Source organism: Alicyclobacillus kakegawensis NBRC 103104, from assembly GCF_001552655.1.
Classification (GTDB): Bacteria; Bacillota; Bacilli; order Alicyclobacillales; family Alicyclobacillaceae; genus Alicyclobacillus_G; species Alicyclobacillus_G kakegawensis.
The window spans coordinates 204,019-227,103 of record NZ_BCRP01000002.1 but is presented as its reverse complement, the minus strand read 5'-3'; the positions used below and the strand labels follow the sequence as shown (position 1 = coordinate 227,103).

24 protein-coding genes are annotated in these 23,085 nt (G+C 62.7%); 1 reads left to right on the top strand and 23 read right to left on the bottom strand.

Annotation, left to right across the window (positions count from 1 at the left end):
• Positions 1–109: 109 nt before the first annotated feature.
• From AK2_RS02590 to rpsU, 18 genes are all read right to left on the bottom strand, one after another.
• Positions 110–1,222, bottom strand: a complete 1,113-nt coding sequence (locus AK2_RS02590; protein ID WP_067931083.1) for a Nif3-like dinuclear metal center hexameric protein — start codon at positions 1,220–1,222, stop codon at positions 110–112.
• A complete protein-coding gene (locus AK2_RS02585; RefSeq protein WP_067931080.1) occupies positions 1,219–1,968 on the bottom strand; it encodes a tRNA (adenine(22)-N(1))-methyltransferase in 750 nt (249 codons plus the stop codon). Before AK2_RS02585 ends, AK2_RS02590 begins: the two co-directional genes overlap by 4 nt.
• A 31-nt stretch (positions 1,969–1,999) precedes the next feature.
• Positions 2,000–2,602: a YdcF family protein gene (locus AK2_RS02580; RefSeq protein WP_245632731.1), complete on the bottom strand. Its 603-nt coding sequence runs from the start codon at positions 2,600–2,602 to the stop codon at positions 2,000–2,002.
• A 166-nt stretch (positions 2,603–2,768) separates the two neighbouring features.
• A complete protein-coding gene (rpoD, locus tag AK2_RS02575) occupies positions 2,769–3,944 on the bottom strand; it encodes an RNA polymerase sigma factor RpoD (protein ID WP_067931074.1) in 1,176 nt (391 codons plus the stop codon).
• Positions 3,945–3,975: 31 nt separating this feature from the next.
• Positions 3,976–5,793 carry a DNA primase gene (dnaG, locus tag AK2_RS02570; protein ID WP_083520779.1) on the bottom strand — a complete coding sequence of 606 codons (1,818 nt, stop codon included), beginning with the start codon at positions 5,791–5,793 and terminating at the stop codon, positions 3,976–3,978.
• 324 nt (positions 5,794–6,117) lie between these two features.
• A complete protein-coding gene (locus tag AK2_RS02565) occupies positions 6,118–6,942 on the bottom strand; it encodes a pyruvate, water dikinase regulatory protein (protein ID WP_174521133.1) in 825 nt (274 codons plus the stop codon).
• A gap of 31 nt (positions 6,943–6,973) precedes the next feature.
• Entirely contained in the window at positions 6,974–7,636 is a 663-nt protein-coding gene (ccpN, locus tag AK2_RS02560; RefSeq protein WP_174521132.1) for a transcriptional regulator CcpN, read from the bottom strand.
• A gap of 102 nt (positions 7,637–7,738) precedes the next feature.
• A complete protein-coding gene (gene recO / locus AK2_RS02555) occupies positions 7,739–8,509 on the bottom strand; it encodes a DNA repair protein RecO (protein ID WP_067931068.1) in 771 nt (256 codons plus the stop codon).
• A gap of 27 nt (positions 8,510–8,536) precedes the next feature.
• A complete protein-coding gene (locus AK2_RS16780) occupies positions 8,537–8,689 on the bottom strand; it encodes a YqzL family protein (RefSeq protein WP_157076191.1) in 153 nt (50 codons plus the stop codon).
• A 158-nt stretch (positions 8,690–8,847) separates the two neighbouring features.
• Positions 8,848–9,756 (bottom strand): GTPase Era, encoded by a 909-nt coding sequence (gene era, locus AK2_RS02550; RefSeq protein WP_067931065.1) that lies wholly within the window; start codon positions 9,754–9,756, stop codon positions 8,848–8,850.
• Positions 9,746–10,270, bottom strand: a complete 525-nt coding sequence (locus tag AK2_RS02545) for a diacylglycerol kinase family protein (protein WP_083520775.1) — start codon at positions 10,268–10,270, stop codon at positions 9,746–9,748. The genes era and AK2_RS02545 overlap by 11 nt, the downstream gene beginning before the upstream one ends.
• Positions 10,257–10,739, bottom strand: a complete 483-nt coding sequence (ybeY, locus tag AK2_RS02540; protein WP_083520774.1) for an rRNA maturation RNase YbeY — start codon at positions 10,737–10,739, stop codon at positions 10,257–10,259. Before ybeY ends, AK2_RS02545 begins: the two co-directional genes overlap by 14 nt.
• Positions 10,736–12,856 (bottom strand): HD family phosphohydrolase, encoded by a 2,121-nt coding sequence (locus AK2_RS02535; protein ID WP_067931059.1) that lies wholly within the window; start codon positions 12,854–12,856, stop codon positions 10,736–10,738. Before AK2_RS02535 ends, ybeY begins: the two co-directional genes overlap by 4 nt.
• A 62-nt stretch (positions 12,857–12,918) precedes the next feature.
• A complete protein-coding gene (locus tag AK2_RS02530; protein ID WP_067931194.1) occupies positions 12,919–13,845 on the bottom strand; it encodes a PhoH family protein in 927 nt (308 codons plus the stop codon).
• Positions 13,846–13,949: 104 nt separating this feature from the next.
• The gene (yqfD, locus tag AK2_RS02525; RefSeq protein WP_067931056.1) at positions 13,950–15,164 is read right to left on the bottom strand and encodes a sporulation protein YqfD; all 1,215 of its coding nucleotides are present in this window, start codon (positions 15,162–15,164) and stop codon (positions 13,950–13,952) included.
• Positions 15,161–15,457 (bottom strand): YabP/YqfC family sporulation protein, encoded by a 297-nt coding sequence (locus AK2_RS02520; RefSeq protein ID WP_067931053.1) that lies wholly within the window; start codon positions 15,455–15,457, stop codon positions 15,161–15,163. Before AK2_RS02520 ends, yqfD begins: the two co-directional genes overlap by 4 nt.
• A 261-nt stretch (positions 15,458–15,718) precedes the next feature.
• Positions 15,719–16,162, bottom strand: a complete 444-nt coding sequence (locus tag AK2_RS02515) for a GatB/YqeY domain-containing protein (RefSeq protein WP_067931050.1) — start codon at positions 16,160–16,162, stop codon at positions 15,719–15,721.
• Between the two features lie 43 nt (positions 16,163–16,205).
• Positions 16,206–16,385 (bottom strand): 30S ribosomal protein S21, encoded by a 180-nt coding sequence (rpsU, locus tag AK2_RS02510; RefSeq protein ID WP_026960926.1) that lies wholly within the window; start codon positions 16,383–16,385, stop codon positions 16,206–16,208.
• 143 nt (positions 16,386–16,528) lie between these two features.
• Between rpsU and AK2_RS02505 the strand changes: the two genes are divergently transcribed.
• Complete coding sequence (locus tag AK2_RS02505; RefSeq protein ID WP_067931047.1) at positions 16,529–17,464, top strand: Na/Pi cotransporter family protein; 936 nt, start codon at positions 16,529–16,531, stop codon at positions 17,462–17,464.
• Here the strand turns inward: AK2_RS02505 and deoC are convergent.
• The 5 genes from deoC to dnaJ are packed head-to-tail and all read right to left on the bottom strand — an operon-like array spanning position 17,438 to position 23,081.
• Positions 17,438–18,748: a deoxyribose-phosphate aldolase gene (gene deoC, locus AK2_RS17590; protein ID WP_281180607.1), complete on the bottom strand. Its 1,311-nt coding sequence runs from the start codon at positions 18,746–18,748 to the stop codon at positions 17,438–17,440. The genes AK2_RS02505 and deoC overlap by 27 nt on opposite strands.
• 18 nt (positions 18,749–18,766) lie before the next feature.
• Positions 18,767–20,197, bottom strand: coding sequence for a tRNA (N(6)-L-threonylcarbamoyladenosine(37)-C(2))-methylthiotransferase MtaB (gene mtaB / locus AK2_RS02495; protein ID WP_067931044.1), 1,431 nt, complete (start codon positions 20,195–20,197; stop codon positions 18,767–18,769).
• 8 nt (positions 20,198–20,205) lie between these two features.
• The gene (locus AK2_RS02490; protein WP_245632736.1) at positions 20,206–20,967 is read right to left on the bottom strand and encodes an RsmE family RNA methyltransferase; all 762 of its coding nucleotides are present in this window, start codon (positions 20,965–20,967) and stop codon (positions 20,206–20,208) included.
• A complete protein-coding gene (prmA, locus tag AK2_RS02485) occupies positions 20,967–21,920 on the bottom strand; it encodes a 50S ribosomal protein L11 methyltransferase (protein WP_067931039.1) in 954 nt (317 codons plus the stop codon). The genes AK2_RS02490 and prmA overlap by 1 nt, the downstream gene beginning before the upstream one ends.
• 48 nt (positions 21,921–21,968) lie before the next feature.
• Positions 21,969–23,081 carry a molecular chaperone DnaJ gene (dnaJ, locus tag AK2_RS02480; protein WP_067931037.1) on the bottom strand — a complete coding sequence of 371 codons (1,113 nt, stop codon included), beginning with the start codon at positions 23,079–23,081 and terminating at the stop codon, positions 21,969–21,971.
• Positions 23,082–23,085: the final 4 nt, after the last annotated feature.

Here is a 23,085-nt window from a genome sequence, read left to right as displayed (position 1 = left end):
GGTCCCGATAGGTTGTACGAGCGACTCGTGTTTGTAGCATGCCCCGGCCCGCAGGATTCCATCGAGCCGTGAAAAAACCAGGACGCGGACCAGCCCGGAAATCCCAAATCTAAATCCAGGTGAACGGGTCTTCTCGCACCGCTGAAATCGTGACCGACAGCTCGGGCAGGTGAGTCAGGAGTTGGCTCTTCACCGCCTCCAGAACCGGGCGTTCCAAGGCTACGTGCGTGGCGTCGATGATGGCCAAGCCGTCCAACCAAGCGTCGGCCACCGTGTGGTGATCACAGTCGGAGGTGACCAGGACGTCCGCCCCTTTGGCCAAAGCCGCAGCGGCCCATTTTCCGCCAGATCCGCCCAACACCGCGATCCGCTGCACCAGCTTGTCCCCATCCCCTCCGAACCGGATGTGGTCAAGGCCCAGCTCCTCCCGGACGTGATCAGCGAAGGTGCGCAGGGGCACGGGTTGCTCCAGGTTGCCGACGCGGCCGATACCGTAGGCCTTGTTCATGATCTCGAGCGGGTACAAATCGTACGCCACCTCTTCGTAGGGGTGGGCTTCCAGCATCGCCCGCACCACCGATTCCACCCGCGACTCGGGGACCACCGTTTCCAACCTCACCTCGGCCGCGCGCTCCAGTTTCCCCACCTGGCCGAGATAAGGATGGGTGCCTGGCAAGGGTAAGAACGTCCCTTCTCCCGGGGTGTTGAAGGTGCAGTGGCTGTACTTGCCGATGTGCCCGGCCCCCGCCGCGCACACGGCTTGCAGGACCTGTTCATGGTGGCTGGCGGGAACGAAGACCACCAGCTTCCTCAGTTTATCGTCCTGCAGCCGGTCCAGCACTTCCACCTCGGTCAGTCCGAGCTTGTCTGCCAACACGTCGTTGACACCGCCCTCAGCGATGTCCAAATTGGTGTGCGCCGCATAGATGGTCATATCATGCGCGAGCGCCTCGGCTATCGCCCTCCCTTTGACGGTGGCGGTGTCTAACTTGGGCAAGGGCCGGTAAAACAGTTCATGATGGGTGATGAGCATATCCGCCCCCTGGGCAGCCGCTTCCCGAATCACGGGCAGCGATGCGTCCAGGGCCAACCAGACTGTACGAACCGGCTTGTCCAGACGACCCAACTGGAGCCCGACCGGATCGCCCTGCATGGCGAGGCGGGGCGGGGCCCAAGACTCCATCACGCGCACCACGTCGGCAGCTGTGCAACCGACACTCATTCCACACCCGCTCCTTTCTCTATCTCCTGCAGCCAATCCTCCAGCCATCGCCACTGTTCCAAGAGACGCATGCGGCGCAGGCCCACCTCCGTGCGCGCGCTCGTCTCCATGCCCGACGCGGCGCGCCGCCAGCGGTTCACCTTGTCCTGCACGTAGTCCTCCCAGGCTGGGGTTGGCCGGCGCAATAAGTACGGTCCAAACTCGAAAGCGGTTGAGAGCGCCACCTCGGTCTTGGCAAAGGGTGCGTAGGCGGCGTCCATCCCGTTGCCCGGCTGAAACTGTATCACCATGTATGTATACGCGCCGTCGCGGACCACCGTTTCCCGCCCAATCCGCCACTGATTCCGGTAAGCGTACCGACGCACAGCGGCCGCCCCACCCATCGGCTGAACGATGAGGGTATGGACCTTGGCGACAACCTCAGCCGCGTTTTCCAGGATCTCTGCGGCCAAGATGCCGCCAAGCCCGGTCAATGTGACGGTGTCGATCTCGCCCGCGGCCACGGTCGCAAGGCCGTAGCCCAGGCGCACCTGGATGCGCCCGGACAGCCCGTGCAGCGCGACGTTGCGGCGGGCGCGTGCGACGGGTCCCGGTCGCACATCCGTGGCTACCGCCATCGATATGCGCTCTGTCTGTGCCAGGTAGATGGGCAGCAGGGCGTGATCGGTCCCGACGTCCGCCAGGCGTGCCTGGGTGGGGACCCAATCCGCCACCTGCTGCAAGCGTGTGGACAACCGAATCGGCACTCGCTGGCCTCCCCTCTTGTCACCACTATCTCTAGAATACCCGCAGCAGGGACACTTGGCCATCCCGCCAATACTTAATCCAGGCAAACACCTCCCGCACCGCATAGCGCAGTTCGCGCCGCGGCGACCAGGCGGCATAGCCGGATACGTCCATATCCAAACGGCGGGCCACGGCGAGCGCACGCGGCAGGTGATAATCGCTGGTCACAATCACGGCTGTCGGCAGTCCGAGCCGCTCCATGACCCGGCGGCTGTTGCGCAGATTTTCCCACGTATCGGTGGACAGTCGCTCTTCAATGATCACCTCGGGCGGCACACCGTTCAACACTAAGAACCATTTCATGGAACTGGCCTCGGACACCGATTCATCCTCTCCACGCCCGCCGCTGACTATGATTCGCCGCACATAACCAGACCTGTACAGGTGCAATCCCGCCCGCAGGCGGGCCCGAAGAGTGGGACTCGGGCGATAGCCGTGCGTGTAGGCGCCCAACACGATGGCGACAGCGGCGGGCTGAGGACGAAACCCGCGCCCCCGCTGGCGAATGATGTCTCCCGCGGCCACGAGGCCTGCGGCCACCAACGCACCGGCCGCCACGAGGCAAAGCGCTCCAATGACGAGAGCCCAGCGCACGGCAACTGCTCCCCCCATACCCGTTCGGCCGTCTCTGCTCCCGGACAGCCAGTCAAGACAATGTACGGCGCCGTGCTTGCGATTAGACTACAACCTGTACGAAAAAATAAAGGGCGCCCCAAGCCTTCGGAGCGCAACCTCGTAAGAGCCTTTCTTTATGTCTCTGTTACTCCAAAAAATCCTTCAAACGTTTGCTGCGGCTTGGGTGCCGCAGCTTGCGCAGGGCCTTCGCCTCAATCTGGCGAATCCGCTCGCGCGTGACGCCGAACACCTTTCCCACCTCTTCGAGGGTGCGCGTCCGCCCATCGTCCAGTCCAAACCGCAGGCGCAATACGTTTTCTTCCCGTTCCGTCAGGGTATCCAGGACGTCCTCCAACTGTTCCTTCAGCAGTTCATAGGCCGCAGCGTCCGCTGGAGCCAACGCTTCGTCGTCGGGAATGAAGTCGCCCAGATGGGAGTCGTCCTCTTCGCCGATAGGCGTTTCCAAGGAGACCGGCTCCTGGGCAATCTTTTGGATTTCCCGCACCTTCTCCGGGCTCATGTCCATTTCCGCGGCGATTTCCTCAGCCGTCGGCTCCCGCCCGAGTTCTTGGAGCAGTTGGCGCGACACGCGGATCAGCTTGTTGATGGTTTCCACCATGTGCACCGGAATGCGAATGGTACGCGCCTGATCAGCAATCGCCCGCGTGATGGCCTGTCGAATCCACCAGGTGGCGTACGTGCTGAACTTGTATCCCTTGCGGTAATCGAACTTCTCGACCGCCTTGATGAGACCCAGATTTCCCTCCTGGATTAGGTCGAGGAACAGCATGCCGCGACCCACATAGCGTTTGGCGATGCTGACCACCAACCGCAGGTTGGCTTCGGTCAGGCGCTGCTTCGCCTCTTCGTCGCCCTCCTCAATGCGTTTCGCCAATTCGATTTCCTCTTGCGCCGACAGGAGGGGGACACGGCCAATCTCTTTCAGGTACATGCGCACCGGATCGCTGATTTTGACGCCGGGCGGCATGGTCAAGTCGCCCAGGTCGATGTGCTCTCCGTCCTCCGCGTCCGCGTCGGCATCGGAGCCTTCGTGGGCGCCCAAATCGAAGCCGTCGCTCTCTTCTTCCTCTTCGTCTTCGTCGTGGTCGCCCCGGACTTCAATTCCGAGTTCGGACAGCTGGTCAAACAAATCGTCCAGTTGATCCGGGTCTTGCTGCTCAAGTCCAGCCAGGCGCTTGGTGATTTCGCCATAGGTCAGGAATCCTTTGGCCTTTCCCAGCTCCATCAACTGATTCTTGGCATCCTGAAGGGTGTCTTCGCGGCTGTCGTCGCCAGCTTCTCTCTGTGTCTCTTTCTTCATCGACTCCCCGCCTCCTTCCCCCTCACTCGCATCAACCGAGAAGGGGCCGTTTCAATCGTTGAATCTCCTTTTGCAGCGTCTCCGCCCGATGTCGCAACGTCTGAGCCGCATCCACATCCCCGCGCGCCTGAGCGCGACCACTGTCCGTCAGGGCCTGCCGCCAAGCAGTCTCCAGCGATTTGAGCCGCACCGTATGCACATAACCGGCAATTTCGGACGGATCGTATTCGGGAATCTCTTCCACCAACAGCGAACTGGCGAACCGAACCAGCTCCGAGTCCGGTAAGTTATCCAGGAATGAACGCACATCGGCCGAGCTGTGTGTGGCAAAAAAAGCATAAATGAATGCCAATAAGGCCGTTTGCTCGGGTGTGGCCAATTCGTCAATCCCTTCCTCCGCCAACTGTTGGCGCGCCCGCTCGTCCGTCAACGCCGCCTGCAAAAGCCGGCGGCCCGCCAGCACGTATCCGGGCTGCAAGGGCTTGGGCGGCGTCTCCACGTGTCTTAGCTCTCGCCGCGCAGAGCGCTGAGTCCGGCGAACCTGCCTGCCAATGGCCGCCAATTCCTCCGCGAGCGCTTCGCGCGACACGCGGAACTCCTGAGCCAGGATGTGCAACTGACTGTCCCGTTCAATCGGCGACGCCCGCTCCCACAGCACCCGCAGAACCTTTTTCAGGAATTCGGTGCGTCCTGCCAACTGGCTCAAATCCGCTTCCGAGCGCAGACGAGAAATGAGGAACTCAGTCGCCGACAGGGCATCGTGCTCCAGCAACTGCCGGAACGCCGACGCTCCCTCCTCGCGGATGTACTCGTCCGGATCGGCCCCGTTTGGAAACACGGCGATCCGCACGTCCAACCCGGCCTCCTGCGCGATGTCCAGCGCCCGCGCCGCCGCCGCCTGCCCGGCAGCGTCGCCGTCATAGGCGATGACAAGGCGGTTGGTCATGCGTTTCAGGCGCGCCGCCTGTTCCGGGGTGAACGAGGTGCCCAAGCTGGCTACTGCATTTTCGACCCCCGCCTGCCAGGCCGACACCACGTCCAGATTGCCCTCCATCAACACTGCCTGATTGGCCTCGCGGATGGCCTTGCGTGCGCCATACAGGTGGAACAGCAGACGCCCTTTGTGAAAGACCTCCGTGTCCGGCGAATTGAGATACTTGGGCTTGCCGTCCGGGGCCAGGATTCGCCCGCCGAAGGCAACCACGCGCCCCTGGGTGTCCTCAATCGGAATCATCAGGCGCCCGCGAAACCGGTCCACGACGCGCCCCCCCAGAGGAACCACCAGGCCCGCGTCGATCAGCACATCGTCTGCGAACCCTCGCCGGCGTAAAAAAGCGTGCAATGTGCTGCCATCCGCTGGAGCAAAGCCGAGCCGGAATTCCATCGCCGCCTTGCGCGAAATTTTCCGGCCTTCCAGATAGGCGAGGGCTTGCACACCGGCCGGCGTATTCATTAAAATGTAGTTGTAAAGCTTCGCCGCCAACTCGTGGGCTTGTAGCATCGCCTCCCGTCGGTTTCGCCGCTGGGATGAAACCGTTGTGGACGAATCGGGTTCGAAGGGCAACGGAAGATTCGCACGGCGCGCCAATGCGACGACGGCTTCCTGAAAATCCAGCCCTTCCAAATCCATCACAAAGCGGATGACGGTTCCGCCGGCGCCGCAGCCAAAGCAGTGATACAGCTGTCGATCTGGGGATACGGAAAACGACGGCGTCCGCTCGTTATGGAAAGGACACAGCCCGACGAAGGACCGACCCGAGCGCCGCAGTTGAACGTGTTCGGAAATGACATCCACAATATCCACTCGCCGTCTGACTTCCTCAACGAACGAGTCTGGAATACGCGACATCACATCACCTTCCCGCCGCTCAACATCCCCAGGCACGCGGAAACCATGAAGCGTCATCCGTTTCGTGTCAGGCTTACAAAACAAGTATTCTACAGGAACCGCGTTTTTTCCTCCCTGCAATAAAAATTCGTTTACGAAACGGGGCGCATCTTGTCGAGTCCCTATCCTCGGCGTGCTTGGCGCTCGATGGAACGGCGAAAAGCGGCGTTTCGGAGTTTTTTCACAAACATTGTCTATTATCGACGGACCCTGGACAATTTATCCTTCTGCCGCAGGCGCGGTGGCGCATCCCGTCCATTTCAGCATATGGCCGGCGGCCTCGGCTTATGTGCGCGAGTATTGCTCCCGCCTGTGGATGTATTCAAGAATCAGGCTCGCCGTCTCCTCCACCGCCTTGTCGCTTACATCGATAACGTAGCAGCCGAGGCGGCGCATGATCTCCTCCGCGTATTCCAGCTCCATGGCAATCCGTTCGTGGCTCGCATAATTGGCCGTCGGCGTCAGGCCCAGGGATCGCAGCCGCTCACGCCGTATTACATTCAACTTATCGGCGCGAATGGTCAAGCCGACCACTTTGCCCTTGTCGCGGATTTGCAGCAGCTCTTCGGGCGGATCGACCTCTGGAACCAAGGGGACGTTGGCCACCCGCATCCGGCGGTGGGCCAGGTACATGCTGAGCGGCGTCTTCGATGTGCGCGAGACGCCAATCAGGACAATGTCCGCCCTCTCCAAGCCGCGGGGGTCCCGGCCATCATCGTACTTGACCGCAAACTCCACGGCCTCCACCCGGCGGAAGTACTCTTCATCAAGTTGATGGACCAACCCTGGCTTGCGCCGCGGCGGCGTGCCCATCACCTGTTCAAATACCTCTATCATCGGCCCCATAATATCCACGGCGTGTACGCCCAGCTCGGCGGCCCGATGCAGCAGGCGCTCGCGCAGCTCCGGGAGGACCAAGGTGAACGCGATGATGGCCTGTTCCTCCTGCGCGCTTTTTACCGTTTCGTCAATCACATCCACACTGTCAACGTGCGAGACCCGGCGCAACTCGAAGCTGCCGCCGTCAAACTGGCTGGCTGCCGCCCGGGCCACAAATTCGGCGGTTTCGCCCACGGAATCCGAAACTATGTAGATGATTGGCAGCGGCATCGGACTCAAAGCGTTGCCCTCCATTCCCACATCAAACATCGGTGTGCGCGCCCAGCTCGACAAACGCGCGCGTGACGGTCGTTTTGGAGACACGCCCGACCAACTCCACCTCGGCGCCAGTGTCTGTCTGTCCCTCTGCGGGCGGAAGCGGCCGAACCACCGGCAGCGAATCGACCTCGTTTTGAATCATACGCAGCGCTGCTTCATAGAGGGATTCTTCCGGGTGAGCCGTGACGACGTGCGCCCAGCGGGTCATCGCAAGATTGACCGGGATGTCGTGGATGTTGCCGCCGCCGACAGCCACCTTCAACAGGTCTTTGCGCGAGATGACGCCGACGGGCTGTCGATCCCGCACCACGATGAGGGTGCCCACATCTTCCATGAACATGGTGACGATGGCGTTATAGACGGACTCCGTCTCGTCAATCACTGTCGGCACGGATTTGTAGTCCTTGACCTTTAATTTCCTCAGGGTGTCGCCGAACAAGTCGGCGTTGTTCTTCCCGCTGAAGAAGTAACCCACCCGCGGACGCGCATCCAGATACCCGGCCATGGTTAAAATCGACAGGTCCGGACGCAGCGTGGCCCTGGTGAGCGACAGCATTTCGGCAATTCGCTCGCCGGTTATCGGGCCATGCCGCTTGACAATATCGAGAATTGTCTGTTGCCGCTTGGTCAGCTCGATGGTCCTCACCCCGCAACCGCGTGCCCATCCCCACTGTGTCCACCGCAGGCCGCCGGGAACATCAGGATGGTACTCAATATCATACCATTCCCGCGCACCTGGGGACATGGTTTATAAATCGAGACTGTCGAGAAAGCGGGCAGATTTGACAGACAACCCGGCATACTCGCTGAGCTGGTGGCGCAACAGAGTGCGCAAGGACTTCTGGGAAGCCGTTGAAAGCCGGATGCGACCCATGCGCGGCCACGGCACCGTGGCCAGCTGCTCCAAAACGCGCGCCAGCGAAGAGGCAAGAAACAACAGCTGAAGATGGTCCGCATGCGCTCGGGCGCAGGCGGCGCAGAGCAGCCCACCGTGGACCCCGCTGTACGCAATCTGAGGATCTGCTGGGGCCCCGCCGGTGAGCCCCTGTCCGCACAACACGCACGCGGTCCACGGCGGTCCGGCGCCCAGCCAGCGCACCACCTTGGCCTCCCATGCCAAGGAGGTCAGCGAGGCCTCTTCCGGGTTGTGGACCAGCCGCTCCAGCGCCCCCTGCAGGAGTCGATACAAGGCCTCGCTGCCGTCCGGTGCGTCTTCCGCGATGCGTGCGCACTGCTCCGCAAAATAGGTGGCATATGCTGCCAGTTCCAAGTGCTCCCTCAGCTTGCGGCGGGAATGCGTCACCTCGGCTTGCAACAGGGTCCCCATTCCCCTGCCTCGGCGAATCGAATAGACCCCTTCCACCCCCAATTGGATGGCACCGACAAAGCGACTTTGGGGCCGCTTGCCGCCCCGGGCCATCACAGCCAACTTGCCCGAGGGCGTCAGGAGCGTAACAATCACGTGATTCTCCCCGTATTCGGTTGTGCGAATCACAATGGCATCGGTGTTGAAAACCACCCGGAGGACCTCGATTCTCCCGCCCGGCTACGACTGGGTCGCGTAGACGTCGGCCACATCCGCTTTCGCGCGTCTGTCCACACCGTCGTCTTCCGCTTGCAACGCCTGCTCTTCTTTGAACAGCAGGTAAGCTTCGATATCCCCGGTCATCGTGAAGTAGCGCCAAGAAAAGTCCCGCACGCAATCATCCCCTTGTGACGTGCTGCGTGGCACTGTGCTTGCCAATTGTAGCTTTCCGCCGGCACCCGCCGGTATACGGGATGAATTTGGCATGAATACAGGCAGAACAAGGGGTTGCGGGATTCGTCATGCGCCTTCTGGCTGCTGCCCATCCACGGCTACCGTTCCTCGAAGCCCCATCGGCGTAGCAGGCTCGGCTCGTTTCGCCAATCCTTGCGCACCTTCACCCGCATTTCCAGGAACACGCGCGTGCCAAACAACGATTCCATCTCTTTCCGGGCCAACGCGCCAACCTCGCGCAGCATCTGCCCGCGCCGGCCGATGAGAATCCCTTTCTGGCTGTCTCGCTCGCAGTAGATCACGGCATAGACGTACAACACCCCGCTGCCCTCGCGGCGTTCAAGGTGTTCAATGTCCACCATCACCGAGTGAGGCACCTCTTCGCGCGTCAGACGCAACACTTTCTCCCGAATCAGTTCCGCCATGATGAACCGCTCCGGATTATCCGTGACCATGTCGTCTGGGTAATACTTCGGCCCCTCCGGCAACCGAGCTGTCACCAAGCCCCTCAATGTTTCGACCTGCGTCCCGTCGCGAGCCGAAACCGGGACAATCTCCGCAAACGCAAGCCGGTCCTTATATGCGGCCATCATCTCCAAAACGTTGGGTTTGGGCACAGCATCCACTTTGTTGATGACCAAAAAAACCGGCGTTTGAATCCCCTGCAGCCGCTCCATGACATGCCCGTCCCCGGGATGGCCCGGCGCCGTGGCATCGCAGACCAGCAGAATCAGGTCCACCTCGCGCAGGGTGCCCACCGCCGCCTCCACCATGAACTCGCCGAGGCGGTGACGGGGTTGATGGATGCCGGGGGTGTCGATGAAAATCACCTGCGCGTCGTCGGTGGTCAAAATGCCGCGGATGCGATTGCGCGTGGTCTGCGGCCGGTTGGACATGATGGCCACCTTTTGTCCCACCATGGCATTCATCAGGGTGGACTTCCCGACATTGGGCCGCCCTATCAACGCGGCGAATCCGGATCGAAACGGCCGCTGGTTATCCCCCATCGTCACTCCTCCTTCCAGCGAGCGCCACCACGGCGGTCGTCCACAGGGCCGCCAGCACCCCGGCGTTGAGAACGGCCGCCGCCCAGCCGTGATGGCTGAACAGGCGCCAATGCCATGGATACAGACTGACACCGACGCACACCGCCACCCCCACCGCGGCGGCCGCCAACAGAAGCACCGCTCCCGCCGAGCAGTCTTTGGCCATCCGGGCCAGAGCATGGAACCTGCCCCCGGAGACCAGGTCGCACACGCATTCCACGGCTGTGTTAAGAAGTTCCGCCGCCATGACCAGAAAGATGCACAGCAGAAGCAGAGCGGCCTGAGCCAGCGACGGGCGCACAATCAACTCCCCAACCAACACCAGGGTCGCCGCCAAGACGTGCAGCCGCATGTTGCGCTCGCTGCGAATCCCCGCCTGGATGCCGGCAACCGCGCACGCGAACGAACGGGCCAAAGACGTGTTTCGGTGCTGGGCGCCTCTCTTGCCAGTCTCTGTAGGGTCAGTGCGTTTCATCCCGGGTCAGCCCCAGCCCTGCCAGCACCGCTTCCTGCAGGCCGAACATCTCGCGCTCACTGGGTTCGTCCTGGTGGTCATAGCCGGTCAGATGCAAAAATCCGTGCACCAGCAGAAACGCCACCTCCCGGTGCAGGCTGTGCCCATACTCGGCCGCCTGGCGTACGGCCGCCGGTACACTCACCACAATGTCCCCAAGCGGCACTGGCTCCCCGGGCGGGACAGGCATGTCCTCTCCCTCCCCAAGGGCGAACGACAGAACATCGGTCGGCCTGTCCACTCCCCGGTAATCCCGATTCAACTGATGAATCTCATCCTCGCCCACCAGGGATACAGAGACCTCGCCGGACACGCCCACGCGCTGGGAAGCCGCCTGCAGCACCCGATTGACAAAGCCCTCGTCGATACCTTCGATGCCGGCCATGTCCACCCGCACATCCAGATCGACAACGAGTCCTTGCTGGCTCATCCCCTCGCGACCTCCTTGCGGATTTTGTCCGGGTCTGGGTACTCAATCCGGGAGTGATAAATGCCCTTCAACGTCTTCATAAACGCACCCACCATAGCATCCAGATCTTGCAGGGTCAAATCGCATTCGTCCAATTGCCCGTCTTGCAGGCGGTCGCGAATGATCTTGCGAATCACGCCCTCCACCCGATTGGGAGTGGGTTTGGCCATGCTGCGCACGGCGGCCTCGACAGCGTCGCAGATCATCACAATTGCGCACTCGCGGGTTTTCGGTTTCGGCCCTGGGTAACGAAAGTCGTCCACCCGCACCGTTCCGTTCTTATCCTGTTCCCGCGCCTTGTTGTAGAAGTACCAGAGAATGGTCGTCCCGTGATGGGTGGCGCAGATGTCACGAATCGGCTTGGGCAGCCCGGCCTCTTCCAACATCGCCAGACCGTCGCTGACGTGGGAGGTGATGATGAGGTGACTGAGGCTGGGCGCGATTTTGTCGTGCGGATTCTCTCCGGTCATTTGGTTTTCAACGAAAAACAAGGGCCGACGGGTCTTGCCGACATCGTGATAATAAGCCCCCACACGGCAAATGAGCGGATCGGCCCCAACGATTTCCGCCGCCGCTTCTGCCAGGTTGCCGACAATCAGGCTGTGATGATACGTCCCGGGCGCTTCCATCAGCACCTTCTTCAACAGCGGGTTGTTGGGATTGGACAACTCCAACAGGTGAATGGCGGTCAACAACCCAAAAGCGCTCTCGAAAAACGGCAACACGCCCATGGTCAACACGGCGCTGACCACCCCGTTTAAGGCGATCAACCCGACGTGCAGCAGGAACGTCTGCCAACTCAACGAATGATCCGTCTGCAACAAGTGCCGCGCGCTGACCGCGAGCACGCCGATGCCCGCGACGAGAAAACCGGCCCGCATGAACGTTCCGCGCGACGTCACCTTGGCCACGCCGTAGGCGCCGACCAGGGAACAGACGATGCCGATAAAGGTGTACCAATAGTCAAAGCCGAGCGCCGCGCCGAAAAACAGCGAGACATAGAAGCTGCCCACAACGGCCAGCGAGGAGTCCACGAGCACAGCCAACAGCATGGCGCCCAGCGACACCGGCGTCAAATAAGCTGTGGAAGCCGGCCCGCCGGCGTTAATGATGGCTTTCGTCACCGCAATCAGGATAGCCATCAGCACCAGCACCAAGCTGGTCACCAACAGCATCAGGTTATCCAGACGCCGGCGGGAGGAGCGGCGCTCCACGTAGACAGCCAGCAGGCCCACGGACACGGCCACCATCAAGGCAAATCCAAACGCCATGCCGTAGTTGGGACGCGTGCTGTACAGACCCACGTCGCGCAGCTTGCTGAGAACACTGGCGGTGACCACGCCGTTTTTGGAAACGATGACGTCCCCCTGGTGGATGAGGATATCCGAGACCGAGTTGGCGGCCGCTTGGCGCGCTTCCTCGGTTTTCGCCCGCTGATAGACCATGTTGGGCCGCAGAACGCTGACCACCACGTCCTGTACGACGGCGCGCGCATTGCGGTCCAAATCATAGTTGAGCAGCTTGCTGTCCACCAGCAACCGGCCCTGCTGCGCCGACTGCTGATTGAAAGGAGCGCCCAACAGGTCCCTGACGATGCTGTCCGAAACCGTCTGGATGTCGCGTATTTGCCGCGGTGTCATGCTCATCAGCGACTTGATGGTGTCTGCCGAAACCCCAGCCGGTGCCACATGCTGCAACGCCTGCAGCTTCTCCTCCCTTGACAGCGACTTGTTCGCCACTGTCTGGGCGGCGGTGGTCCACAACTTGTCCATGCTTTGCAGGGCCTGGGTCTCCACCTGCGAGGACATCTCGTACTGTTTGGGGACCTTCGCCATCGCTGCCTTGCGTGCGGCTTCGGTGGCCTGTGTATCGACCGCGGTAATGGGCGCGCGAATCGTCACGGGGCTGATATCACCCACGGAGAACTGATACCGCACCGGTAGAATGCTCTCGAGCAATATGAGATACATGGCCACGCCCAGTAGCAAGTAAATGGCGATGCGGACACGCCGGCTGGCGCGAAACGCATCGTCTTCCAGGTACCGGCGAACGGCCTGCCACCATCTCCGAAACATCATCCGCGCAACCCCTCAACCCTTCTCGTACCCTAAAAAGGCTATGCCAACAGCCCTCTGTGCGCCTAGACCTGTTTGGCTTCCAGCGGCGCCATCCGGTCGTAAGCGTCGATAATCTTTTGCACCACATGGTGCCGGACCACATCATGTGTCGAGAAATAATGGAACGCAATCTCCGGAATGGACTTGAGAATATGAGATGCCTCTATCAGGCCGGAAAGCCGGCCGGGCGGCAGGTCCACCTGGGTCACGTCCCCCGTGATCACCATCTTCGAGCCGAAACCTAAGCGAGTCAAGAACATCTTCATCTGCTCGGAGGTGGTGTTTTGCGCTTCATCCAGAATGACGAACGAATCGTCCAAAGTGCGCCCGCGCATATAGGCCAGTGGAGCCACCTCGATGGTGCCGCGCTCCATGGCGCGAGCCACCTGCTCGGCGCCATATACGTCGTACAGCCCGTCGTACAGGGGGCGCAGATAAGGATCCACCTTCTCCTGTAGGTCTCCAGGCAAAAACCCGAGCCGTTCGCCCGCTTCCACCGCCGGACGGGTAAGCACGATACGCTTGACGTCGCCGCGTTTGAGCGCCATCACACCCATGGCCACCGCCAGGTAAGTCTTGCCTGTCCCCGCGGGACCGATGCCGAACACGATGTCATGGCTTTGAATCGCTTCCACGTAGCGGCGCTGACCCAAAGTGCGGGCGCGCACCACCTTGCCGCGGTAGGTCGTCGCCACCTCCGAGGTGAACAAGTTCACCAATTCCTTGAGTTCCCCGTTTTGCGCCAGCTCAATGGCGTAGCGATAATCGCTCTCGGACAGTTGCGCGCCCAATTGCGTCAAATGGGAAATGGTCCGCACGAGCTCAATCATTTGCTCGACTTCGGCCTCTCGGCCCATAAAAGAAACCTCGGTGCCACGGATGACGACCTTCGCCGCATACGCCTCGTCAAGCAAGCTGAGCAGCAAGTCGCCCGGACCCAAGGTGTGCATCGCTTCTACGTTGTTGGCAAAAACCCATTTCCGACAGGTCTGTTCCCCGGTCAACCAACTACCAGCTCCTTTATGATGAGCCAGCGGCGTGTCACACCCGCCACTCACGCGGAACCCGCGTGCGGCGCCGCCTTCTTCTCCTCGGGAGCGGGGGGAGCCGGTGCGGCCACAGCGATGTCCTCCTCCACCCGAGTAAAAACTTTTTCGTATAGCTTACCACGCGACACTTCGCGCTGTAAAACCTTTTGCTCGAGGACGACGCCGTCGCCGCCCATCTGTCGCTTCACGTCCGCGGCGGCCAGCGTCAACGCCCGCTTCTCCGCCGCCGCCACTGAATGGCGCACGGCGTACGGCTGCGCTTCGTACACGGTCGCCGTGCGCAGTTGCAGCGGCAGCCGCCACTTCCCAAGCCGCCAATCCGTATCGTGGTAGCGTTCGATGGAGGCCTTGTACCTCGGCTCCTGCCACCCCCAGACACGCAGGGCCCACGGACCCAGGAGCAGGTACTGCCGCTCGACCTCCTGGCCCGTCAACCCGCTCTGTCTCACCTGGAGCGGCAGCGACACCTGGGAAGTGTACCACACCTCGCCCCAGACCTCGCCTTCAGCCGGCACCGCCTTACCGTCCCCGAGCAGTCCGGAGATGAGCAGTTGCCCCGGCTGCACGACCTGGCCAGGGCGCACCACGGACTTGCCCCGGGTTGCAAATACACGGCGGATGGTCGCCGGTTTCGCGGCGACGATGTTGTGAGGGCGCTGGGATTTTTCCTGGACATCAGGCACCTTTTCGACAGCCTCGACGCGCGCCACGGTGCCCTGGATGTTGACCCCTACCCAGGTCAGATTGGGCGTGCGCTTCTGAATAGCCGCCTGCAGCCGATCCAGGTCGCGGACCTGGCCTTTCCACGCCCCGACGTACAGACCCGCTTCGGCGGCGGCTTGGCGCAGGGATGCCTGTGTTTCTTCCGACACCCCGCCTATGTTCACCTGCCAGATCAACTGGCTCTGCGTGTAGACCAACAGCAAGAACAGCCCCATCCCGGCGACAAACGCCTTGCGGCGGCGCACCCGGCGCACCGTGAACGGCAATCCGGAACGTTCGAGAAAGCGGATTTTTACTCGCCTGGCGCGGCATACCCTGTAGACTGCAGGAAAATCGCGCACCCCGGCCAACAACGTCGCCCGCTCCTGGCCGAGACGCACGTGCCGCATGGGCACGCCCCGACGCTGCAGTTCGACAATCGCGTCCGGCACCGCCGCGCCCCGCAACTCCATGTGCAGGGACCCAAACCACCACTGCTCCACGTATGTCAGGTTCATCGCTCATTCCCCCGGCGGCGGATAAACTCAATATGGTGGACGCGTCCCCGCACGTGGATCTCCCCGGACACGGCGAGCGTCACCTCAAAGCCCTCGCCGGCCAGCCGCACGTGAGCCTCCCCGATGTCCACGACGATCTCCGACTCGTCCACCCGCTCCAGGCCCACGATGTTCTCCATGACCACCTGTTCATCCGCCACAATCAGGACCCGCGGAACGCCAGCCATCGTGGCGGGGGGCAGAGACAACCATTCTGAGGCCCTACGCTTCCACGCCTTTCGCAACTTCCGCATGAGCATCCCCCTCGTCCGTGGATGGGACTGAACGCGGCCGCCGCAACGGGTCCAAACGTTCCACACTCTCTAATCCGTATGAACGGCTGGGTCAAGCTATGCCAGTCGAGCCGCCTCGGCCCGCTTGACACAAAAAAGACCCGCCACCACGGCGAGCCTTCAGCTAGTGAAACGAATTTTCCTATCGCGCAATTACTTATGATGAAAGGGAGGGAATTTGTTCATCCCCGCAATCCGAGCAAGCGGACCCAGCGGCTGCGGTCACCCAAGCAACTCTTGCACAATCCGTTGCGCGGCTTTGCCGTCCGCACGGCCACGAATCCGCGGCATCAGCTGGCTCATCACCTTGCCCATGTCCGCCCGGCTGGCAGCCCCGACCTCCGCAATCACGTTGGCTGCGAGCTCCCGCAATTGCGCTTCGTCGAGCGGCTGAGGCAAATACTCGGACAAAATCGCGATTTCCGCCTCGGCTTGTTCCGCCAGATCTGACCGCCCCGCCGAGACGAACGATGCCAACGCATCCTTGCGCTGCTTGAGCTCTTTTTGCAGCACTGCCACGACATCCTCGTCCGTCAGCGCCTTGCCGCTCTCAATCTCGCGGTTCTTGAGAGCCGACCGGACCATGCGAATCACCGATGTCCGCAGTTTGTCGCGATTCTTCATCGCTTGTTTGAGGTCGTCTGACAACCGTTCCGCCAAGCTCATCGCAGAGCCTCCCCGTCCATGGCCGTGCCTGTCACCTCAGGATTCAGTAGGAACGCCGCTTCTTGCGGGCGGCTTCCGACTTCTTCTTGCGCGCCACGCTGGGCTTTTCATAGTGTTTCCGCTTGCGGATCTCGGCGAGCACACCGTCCCTGGCTGTCGCCTTTTTGAAGCGCCGGAGTGCACTGTCGATGGACTCGTTTTTGCGGAGTTTGATTTCCGACATCTCTATCCCTCCCTCCGACACTTTCAAATCGAGAATCAGCGCTAATTATAGTACAGCGAAAAAACCAGTGTCAAACCGCCCATTCGCAGGGCGCGTCATGAAAATCCGCCTGTCCCCATACAAGTAGACAGGGGGTGTTGTCCATGTGGATTGCGGCCTTGGCGGCCGTCGCGTCGCTGATCGTCTTTCTCGGAGGCCTGCGCCTGATGCGCAGTGGCCTGGAGGCGATGGCCGAAAGCCGTCTCCCCGATCTCTTGCACAAACTCGCGCGCACACCAACGCGCGGCATTCTCACTGGGGCCGTGGTCACCGCCCTGGTCCAGAGCAGCGCGGCCGTCACCGCTGTCACCGTCGGCTTGGTGGCCGCCGCCAGCCTCAGCTTTCGCGACGCCCTCGGCATCGTACTCGGCGCCAATGTCGGGTCCACCATCACGCCGCTCATCCTGACGCTGGACCTGTGGCGGATGGCCGTCCCCTGCTTGTTTGTGGGTCTGGTGCTCATCGCGCTCCGGCGCCCGCGGCTGTATCCACCCGGCATGACCTTGTTGGGTTTTGCCTGCATCTTCATCGCCCTGCAGTCCTTGACGCGGGCCCTGCACCCGCTCACCACGACCCAGTGGTTTGCCGACAACCTAGCCGCCGCCGGCCGTAGCCCCATCTGGGCGATGGTGGTGGGGTGCCTGGCCAGCGCTGTTGTGCAGTCCAGCACCGCCACCACCGTGGTCACCATGGCCCTGGTGGAAAACGGCGCCATCCCGCTCGTCGGCGGCATCGCCATGGTGCTCGGCGCCAATGTCGGCACCTGCTTCACCTCAGTCATCGCCGCCATTGGCCAACCACGGGCCGCCGGGCAGGTCGCTTTGGCGCACGTCCTGCTCAACGCCGCCGGCGTGCTCGTGTTTCTCCCGTTTATCGCCCCGTACAGCGAGTGGATGACGTGGCTGAGCCCACACCCCAAGCAGCAAATCGCCGACGCCCACACCATCTTCAACATCATCTGTACGTCGGCCGTGTGGCCGGCCATCGGATCGTTCGCGCGGCTGGTGGAGCGGCTACTCCCCGAGCAGGGCCAAACCTGAACTGGCCCCCAAACGGCTCGCGCCCATGCGCAGAAACGCCCGGGCCTGCTGGGGCGTGCGGATGCCACCAGCCGCCTTGACGCCGCGGCCGCCCGCCGCCTCCAGGCCGGTCATCCGGGCCAGCAGCGCCACGTCGGCCAGCTGCGCGCCCTGGGGCGCAAACCCCGTGGAGGTCTTGAGAAAGTCCGATCCGGCCGCCAGTGCGGCGTACCCAGCCTTCACCATTTGGTCAATCGTCAGGTAATGGGTCTCGAGGATGGTCTTGACCCGCACCCCCGCGTGCTCGCGCGCGGCCTCGACAACCGCCCGCACATGCTCGTAAACCGTCCACACGTCGTCTTCGCACATGGACCCAATCGGAATCACCATGTCGATCTCGCCCGCGCCGGCCGCGGCGACCCGGCGCGCCTCATCCGCCAGCGCTCCCGCGTCCTCCGCGCCCAGCGGGAAACCGACCACCGTGCACACTTTCGTGCCGGTGCCGGCGAGGCGCTCGGCCGCGAGCGCCACGTGCTGCGGGTGAATGCACACAGCGCGGCACGCCATCCGGCGGGCTTCATCGACCACCCGCTCGATATCCAGCACCCCCGCCTCCGGGCGCAACAAAGTGTGCTCAAGCGCGGCGCGGACGCGTTCGCCCGCCTCGGCGCCCAATCCGGGCAGGGGCAGCTGCAGGGAAACGGGAGCCGGCAACTCACCCGCCCACTCCACGGTAGCCTCGAGTTCTCTGCGACTGACCGCCAATAGCTGGTCCACCCAATCCCTGACCTTCGTCCACAGGTGGGTCAACTGCTGCTCGTCGACGGTAGCCGACAGCTCCCGCCAGGTCTGTTCGTGGCCCTCTGTCAGCCACGCCCAGATCACCGCCGCCTTGTCCAACACCCAGTTCCAATTCGCGTACCCGCGCTCGGCGTGTTCGCGAGCCGCCGCCTCCCATGCCACGTAGCGGGCGCCCCGCACCTCTTCTTCCTGGGGACGCGGATGCTGGGACGTGTCATCCGGCTGCAGCAAAAACAAGCGCACCTGTTTCCGCACCGGGCGGCCGTCACGGGAGATTCGGTACTCAACCCGCCCCAAGGGTGCGAGAATCCGGGCTTTGATGCCGGTCTCTTCAAAAATTTCGCGAACCGCCGCCTCCTCCCAGGTCTCCCCCGGCTCCACATGGCCTTTGGGAAACGAGATGTGCCCGTAGGCGTCGTCAATCATCAACACCTCACGGCCGCGCGCTCCCTGCCGGACCACCAGACCGCCTGCCGCCCGTTCAATGGCCATGCTCGTTGTCATTCTCATACCTCCCGGCACTCAGGCTTCCATCGCCGCCGTCCAACCGGTTTTCGGCGGCGGCCAGCCGTCCTCGCTGCTCGTCACCTGTTCGACCAACTCGGCGCACTGCACATCGTCGGAGCAGCGCACCAGGCGAACACGGCACACCTCTCCGGTCAAGTCCTCAGCCTTCATGCCCGCCGGCACCGGGAAGGCGACCTTCAAGTAGTTATCCGTCCGCCCCACCAGCCAGAACCCGGCTTCGCCGTTGGGGCCGGCGCCAAGCTTGCCACCGTCGCCACAGGGTTCCTCCGGAATCACCTCCAGCAGACGGGAGCGCTGGCTTTGCGCGTAGCGCAGGGTCAGTTCACGCGACAGCTGCAACAGCCGCTGGGAACGCTCTTCCTTCACCTCGTCCGCCACTTGATCCGGGAACTTGGCAGCCGGTGTGCCCCGACGGGGCGAATACGGAAAGACGTGCAATTGGGCAAACTGCTGTTCGCGAATGAACGCTTCGCCCTCGGCGAAGAATTCGTCTGTCTCCCCCGGAAAGCCGACAATCACATCGCTGGTGATGGCCACCCCCGGCAGCGCTTGGCGCAAACGGCGCAGCTTGTCGGCGTATTCCTCCACCGTGTAATGGCGGTTCATACGTTTGAGCACCTGGTTGTGCCCGGCCTGCAACGGGATGTGCAGGTGCCGGCAGACCTTGCGTGACCTGTCCAGGACCTCAATCAGGTGGTCATCAATCTCACTGGCTTCAATCGAGCTGATGCGCACCCGGTACAGTTCATCAATGGCCTCCAGGTCCTCCAGCAGATGGGCCAGCCGATACCCGTTCAAGTCCGCCCCATAGCCGCCGGTGTGTATCCCGGTCAGGATGATCTCGCGATACCCCGCCTTGGCCAGCTTGCGCGCCTGGGCCAACACCTTCTCCGGCTGGCGGCTGCGAATCAAGCCCCGCGCCCACGGGATGAGACAGAAAGTGCAAAAGTTGTTGCACCCGTCCTGAATCTTCAGGTTGGCGCGCGTGCGCTCCTCAAAGTAGGGCACATCCAGCTCGTCGAAGGTCCGTGTCTTGAGGATGTTGCCAACCGATTTGCGGACGGCTGGAAACGGGTTCTGCTCGCGCCGGATGTCATCCACCAGTTCGACGATTTGCGATTTCCTGTCGTTGCCCACCACCAGGTCCACGCCCTCTATCGCCGCCACCTCGTCGGCCGCCACCTGCGCATAACACCCGGTGACCACCACCGTCGCTTCCGCATTGGTGCGCACGGCGCGGCGAATCATCTGCCGCGACTTGCGGTCGCCCGTGTTGGTGACCGTGCAGGTGTTGATGACATACACATCGGCCGCTTCCTCAAACGGCACTTGCTGGTACCCGGCCGCCTTGAAGCGCTGCCAAATGCCCTCGGTATCGTAAAAGTTGACCTTGCACCCCAGTGTGTGAAACGCCACCGTCGGCATGGCGCGGATTATCCCCCCAACTCATCCAATTCGTACAGAATCGCCGCCACGGCCGCTGGGCCAGCCGTCTCGGTGCGCAGGATGCGCGGCCCCAGGGTCACCGGGACCGCCTCGCAGGCGATTGCCCATTCCCGCCGCTCCGCGTCGCTCCAGCCGCCCTCCGGGCCCACAACAACCGCCATCGCCGCCTTGTCCCCGCGTCCACGAGCCGCCGCCACCGCCGCGCGCAGCCCATGGCTCGTCTCCGCCTCATCGAGCAGGAACGGCGACCAAACGGCCCGCGACTGCAGCCAGCGCGCTGCGTCCACTACTGTGAACGCCAAATCGACACCCGGAATGACGTCCCTTTGCGACTGAGCTGCCGCCCCGCGCGCCACCCGCCGCCAACGGGTCAGCTTCGCCTCGGCGCGGCCCGGCTCCACGCGGGCCACCGAGTGCTCGGCCTGTAGCAATAAAAAGCCAGCCACGCCGATTTCCGTGGCCTGCTGTATGATGGAATCTATTTTATCACCTTTGGCGAGCCCCTGAATCAGGTACACCGGCACCCCCGGCTCATGACTGGGCAACACGCGCTCTGGCAGCAGAGCAAACGCGGGCGCTTGCTTGTCCACCTCGACAATCCGCGCTAGACACGCCACCCCGCCGCCCGCCACGGCCACCTGTTCGCCGATGCGGGCGCGCAAGACGCGGGCAAAGTGATGTCCGTCGTCCCCTTCCACCCAGATCGTCCGCCCCAACTCTGGTGGATGGGGGATGAAGACGCGCGGCATCACCGCTCGTTCACCGCCACCAAGGCCAACCAGTCGCCGCGGCTGCGCCGCTCGACGACGCGCATCCCCACATTGGCCAAAGCGTCCTCAATCGGCGGCGCCTGTTCACGGACAAAGCCAGAACTGACAAAAACACCGCCGGGCCTAAGCTTGGCAGCCGCCTGCGGGGCGAGTCGCACGACAATGTCGCGCAGGATGTTGGCCACCGCCAAGTCAAAGCCCGATTCGCTGACGGCCGTAAGCAGGTCGCCCTGGCGCACCTGCACCCGGTTGTCCACTCGGTTGTAGCGCACGTTTTCCCGGGCAACATCGACAGCGACCGGATCGATATCGATGGCGGTGGCCTCCCGCGCTCCCAGCTTCGCGGCGGCTATGGCCAGGATGGCGGTGCCGCAGCCGATGTCCAGCACCCGACTGTCTGCACGCACGAAGTCCTCCAACGCCTCCAGGCAAAGTTGGGTCGTTTCATGCATGCCGGTGCCGAAGGCCATGCCCGGTTCCAGGCGCAGCGCGATGCGCCCCAGATGCTCCTGCGTGTCCGCGTCCGCCTGCCAGCGCGGCACAATGCGCAGCCGCCGGCCGACGGAAAGCGGGTTGAAATCCTGCTTCCAGACGTTGTCCCATTCACTCTCGTCGACCAGCCGCAGGCCGACGCTGGCGCGGGCTCCTGCGGTATCCAGGCCGCTTTGCTCGACCCTCGTCAGCGCCTCGTCGGCCCGGCGGCGGATTTCCTGCTCGCTCGTCAACTCGGGTACATAGACCTGGATGTGGATAAACCGGGCCTTGGTCAACAGCGAGTCGTCAAACCATTCTCCCCACTCGGGATGCCTCGGCGCGGTCGCCACATCCCCTTCCATTGCCACTCCGCCGACTTCCGGCCATTCCTGCAAGAGCGCCGCAAGCGCCTCCGCCGACTCGCTCGGAACCCGTACGCTCAACTGCCACCAGCGCACCTTCTTCATCCTTCCTGCCCTGTCCGGCCCTGCCGGTCATGCTCCGCGTCAGTTGTCAAACAGGGCGCTTTTCATCCGCTCAATCAACGTCCGCGACTGCTCGTTCGGTGTCTCTCCCAGTTCTTTGCCCAACTCCCGCAGCAATTCCCGTTGACGATCCGTCAAATTCGTGGGAGTGATGACGTGCACCCGCACATGCTGATCCCCACGGTGATGGCTGTTGAGGCGCACAATCCCGCGACCGCGCAAGCGGAACGACGTCCCCGTCTGCGTCCCCTCCGGGATCCGCAGTTTGACCGGGCCGTCGAGTGTCGGCACCTCAATCTCATCCCCCAGCGCCGCCTGCACGAAGGTGAGCGGGACGTCCACGTACACGTTGGTTCCATCGCGCTCAAACAGCTTGTGCGGGCGCACCTGGATGACGATGTACAGATCCCCCGGCGGCCCGCCGTCGGGGCTGCTCTCGCCCGCTCCGGGGATGCGCAGGCGGTTGCCGGTGTCGACGCCAGCCGGGACCTTGACCTTCACCTTGCGGCGAACTCGCTTCCGCCCCTGACCCTGGCAATCCGGGCACGGATGTTGAATCCGGACGCCGCGGCCGCGACAGGCGGTGCAGACGCGACGGTTGACCATGCGGCCAAACGGGGTGTCCACCACGCTTTGCTGCTCCCCGGTGCCGTTACATACCGGGCACTTGTCGACGCGGGTTCCTGGACGCGCCCCGGACCCGCGACACGTCGGACAGGTCTCGGTGCGTGGGACCGAAATCTCCTCCTCGACGCCGAACGCCGCTTGTTCAAAGTCAATCTGCAGCTCGTATTCCAAGTCGTCGCCCCGGTGCGGACCGCGGCTGCGACCGCCGCCAAAGAACATGTCGAAAATGTCGCCAAAGCCCCCAAAGTCTGCCCCGCTAAAGCCCGCTCCGCCCATCCCCTGGGCTGGGTCCTCGTGGCCGAATTGGTCGTAACGGGCGCGCTTTTGCGGATCCGACAGCACCTCGTAGGCCTCGGAGACCTCCTTGAACTTTTCGGCGGCGTCGGCGTCGTCCTTGTTGACGTCCGGATGGTACTTGCGAGCGAGCCGACGATACGCTTTTTTGATTTCGTCTGCGGAGGCGTTGCGGTCGACACCCAACACCTCATAGTAGTCTCGCTTGCTCACGCCT

What these genes read in the sequence shown, in the direction of transcription:
- AK2_RS02590 (WP_067931083.1), bottom strand. Translation starts at nt 1,222, where the DNA reads ATGAGTGTCGGTTGCACAGCTGCCGACGTGGTGCGCGTGATGGAGTCT.
- rpoD (WP_067931074.1), bottom strand. Translation starts at nt 3,944, where the DNA reads ATGAAGAAAGAGACACAGAGAGAAGCTGGCGACGACAGCCGCGAAGAC.
- dnaG (WP_083520779.1), bottom strand. Translation starts at nt 5,793, where the DNA reads ATGTCGCGTATTCCAGACTCGTTCGTTGAGGAAGTCAGACGGCGAGTG.
- AK2_RS02565 (WP_174521133.1), bottom strand. Translation starts at nt 6,942, where the DNA reads ATGCCGCTGCCAATCATCTACATAGTTTCGGATTCCGTGGGCGAAACC.
- era (WP_067931065.1), bottom strand. Translation starts at nt 9,756, where the DNA reads ATGGGGGATAACCAGCGGCCGTTTCGATCCGGATTCGCCGCGTTGATA.
- AK2_RS02545 (WP_083520775.1), bottom strand. Translation starts at nt 10,270, where the DNA reads ATGAAACGCACTGACCCTACAGAGACTGGCAAGAGAGGCGCCCAGCAC.
- ybeY (WP_083520774.1), bottom strand. Translation starts at nt 10,739, where the DNA reads ATGAGCCAGCAAGGACTCGTTGTCGATCTGGATGTGCGGGTGGACATG.
- AK2_RS02535 (WP_067931059.1), bottom strand. Translation starts at nt 12,856, where the DNA reads ATGATGTTTCGGAGATGGTGGCAGGCCGTTCGCCGGTACCTGGAAGAC.
- AK2_RS02530 (WP_067931194.1), bottom strand. Translation starts at nt 13,845, where the DNA reads ATGCACACCTTGGGTCCGGGCGACTTGCTGCTCAGCTTGCTTGACGAG.
- yqfD (WP_067931056.1), bottom strand. Translation starts at nt 15,164, where the DNA reads ATGAACCTGACATACGTGGAGCAGTGGTGGTTTGGGTCCCTGCACATG.
- AK2_RS02520 (WP_067931053.1), bottom strand. Translation starts at nt 15,457, where the DNA reads ATGCGGAAGTTGCGAAAGGCGTGGAAGCGTAGGGCCTCAGAATGGTTG.
- AK2_RS02515 (WP_067931050.1), bottom strand. Translation starts at nt 16,162, where the DNA reads ATGAGCTTGGCGGAACGGTTGTCAGACGACCTCAAACAAGCGATGAAG.
- rpsU (WP_026960926.1), bottom strand. Translation starts at nt 16,385, where the DNA reads ATGTCGGAAATCAAACTCCGCAAAAACGAGTCCATCGACAGTGCACTC.
- AK2_RS02505 (WP_067931047.1), top strand. Translation starts at nt 16,529, where the DNA reads ATGTGGATTGCGGCCTTGGCGGCCGTCGCGTCGCTGATCGTCTTTCTC.
- deoC (WP_281180607.1), bottom strand. Translation starts at nt 18,748, where the DNA reads ATGACAACGAGCATGGCCATTGAACGGGCGGCAGGCGGTCTGGTGGTC.
- mtaB (WP_067931044.1), bottom strand. Translation starts at nt 20,197, where the DNA reads ATGCCGACGGTGGCGTTTCACACACTGGGGTGCAAGGTCAACTTTTAC.
- AK2_RS02490 (WP_245632736.1), bottom strand. Translation starts at nt 20,967, where the DNA reads ATGCCGCGCGTCTTCATCCCCCATCCACCAGAGTTGGGGCGGACGATC.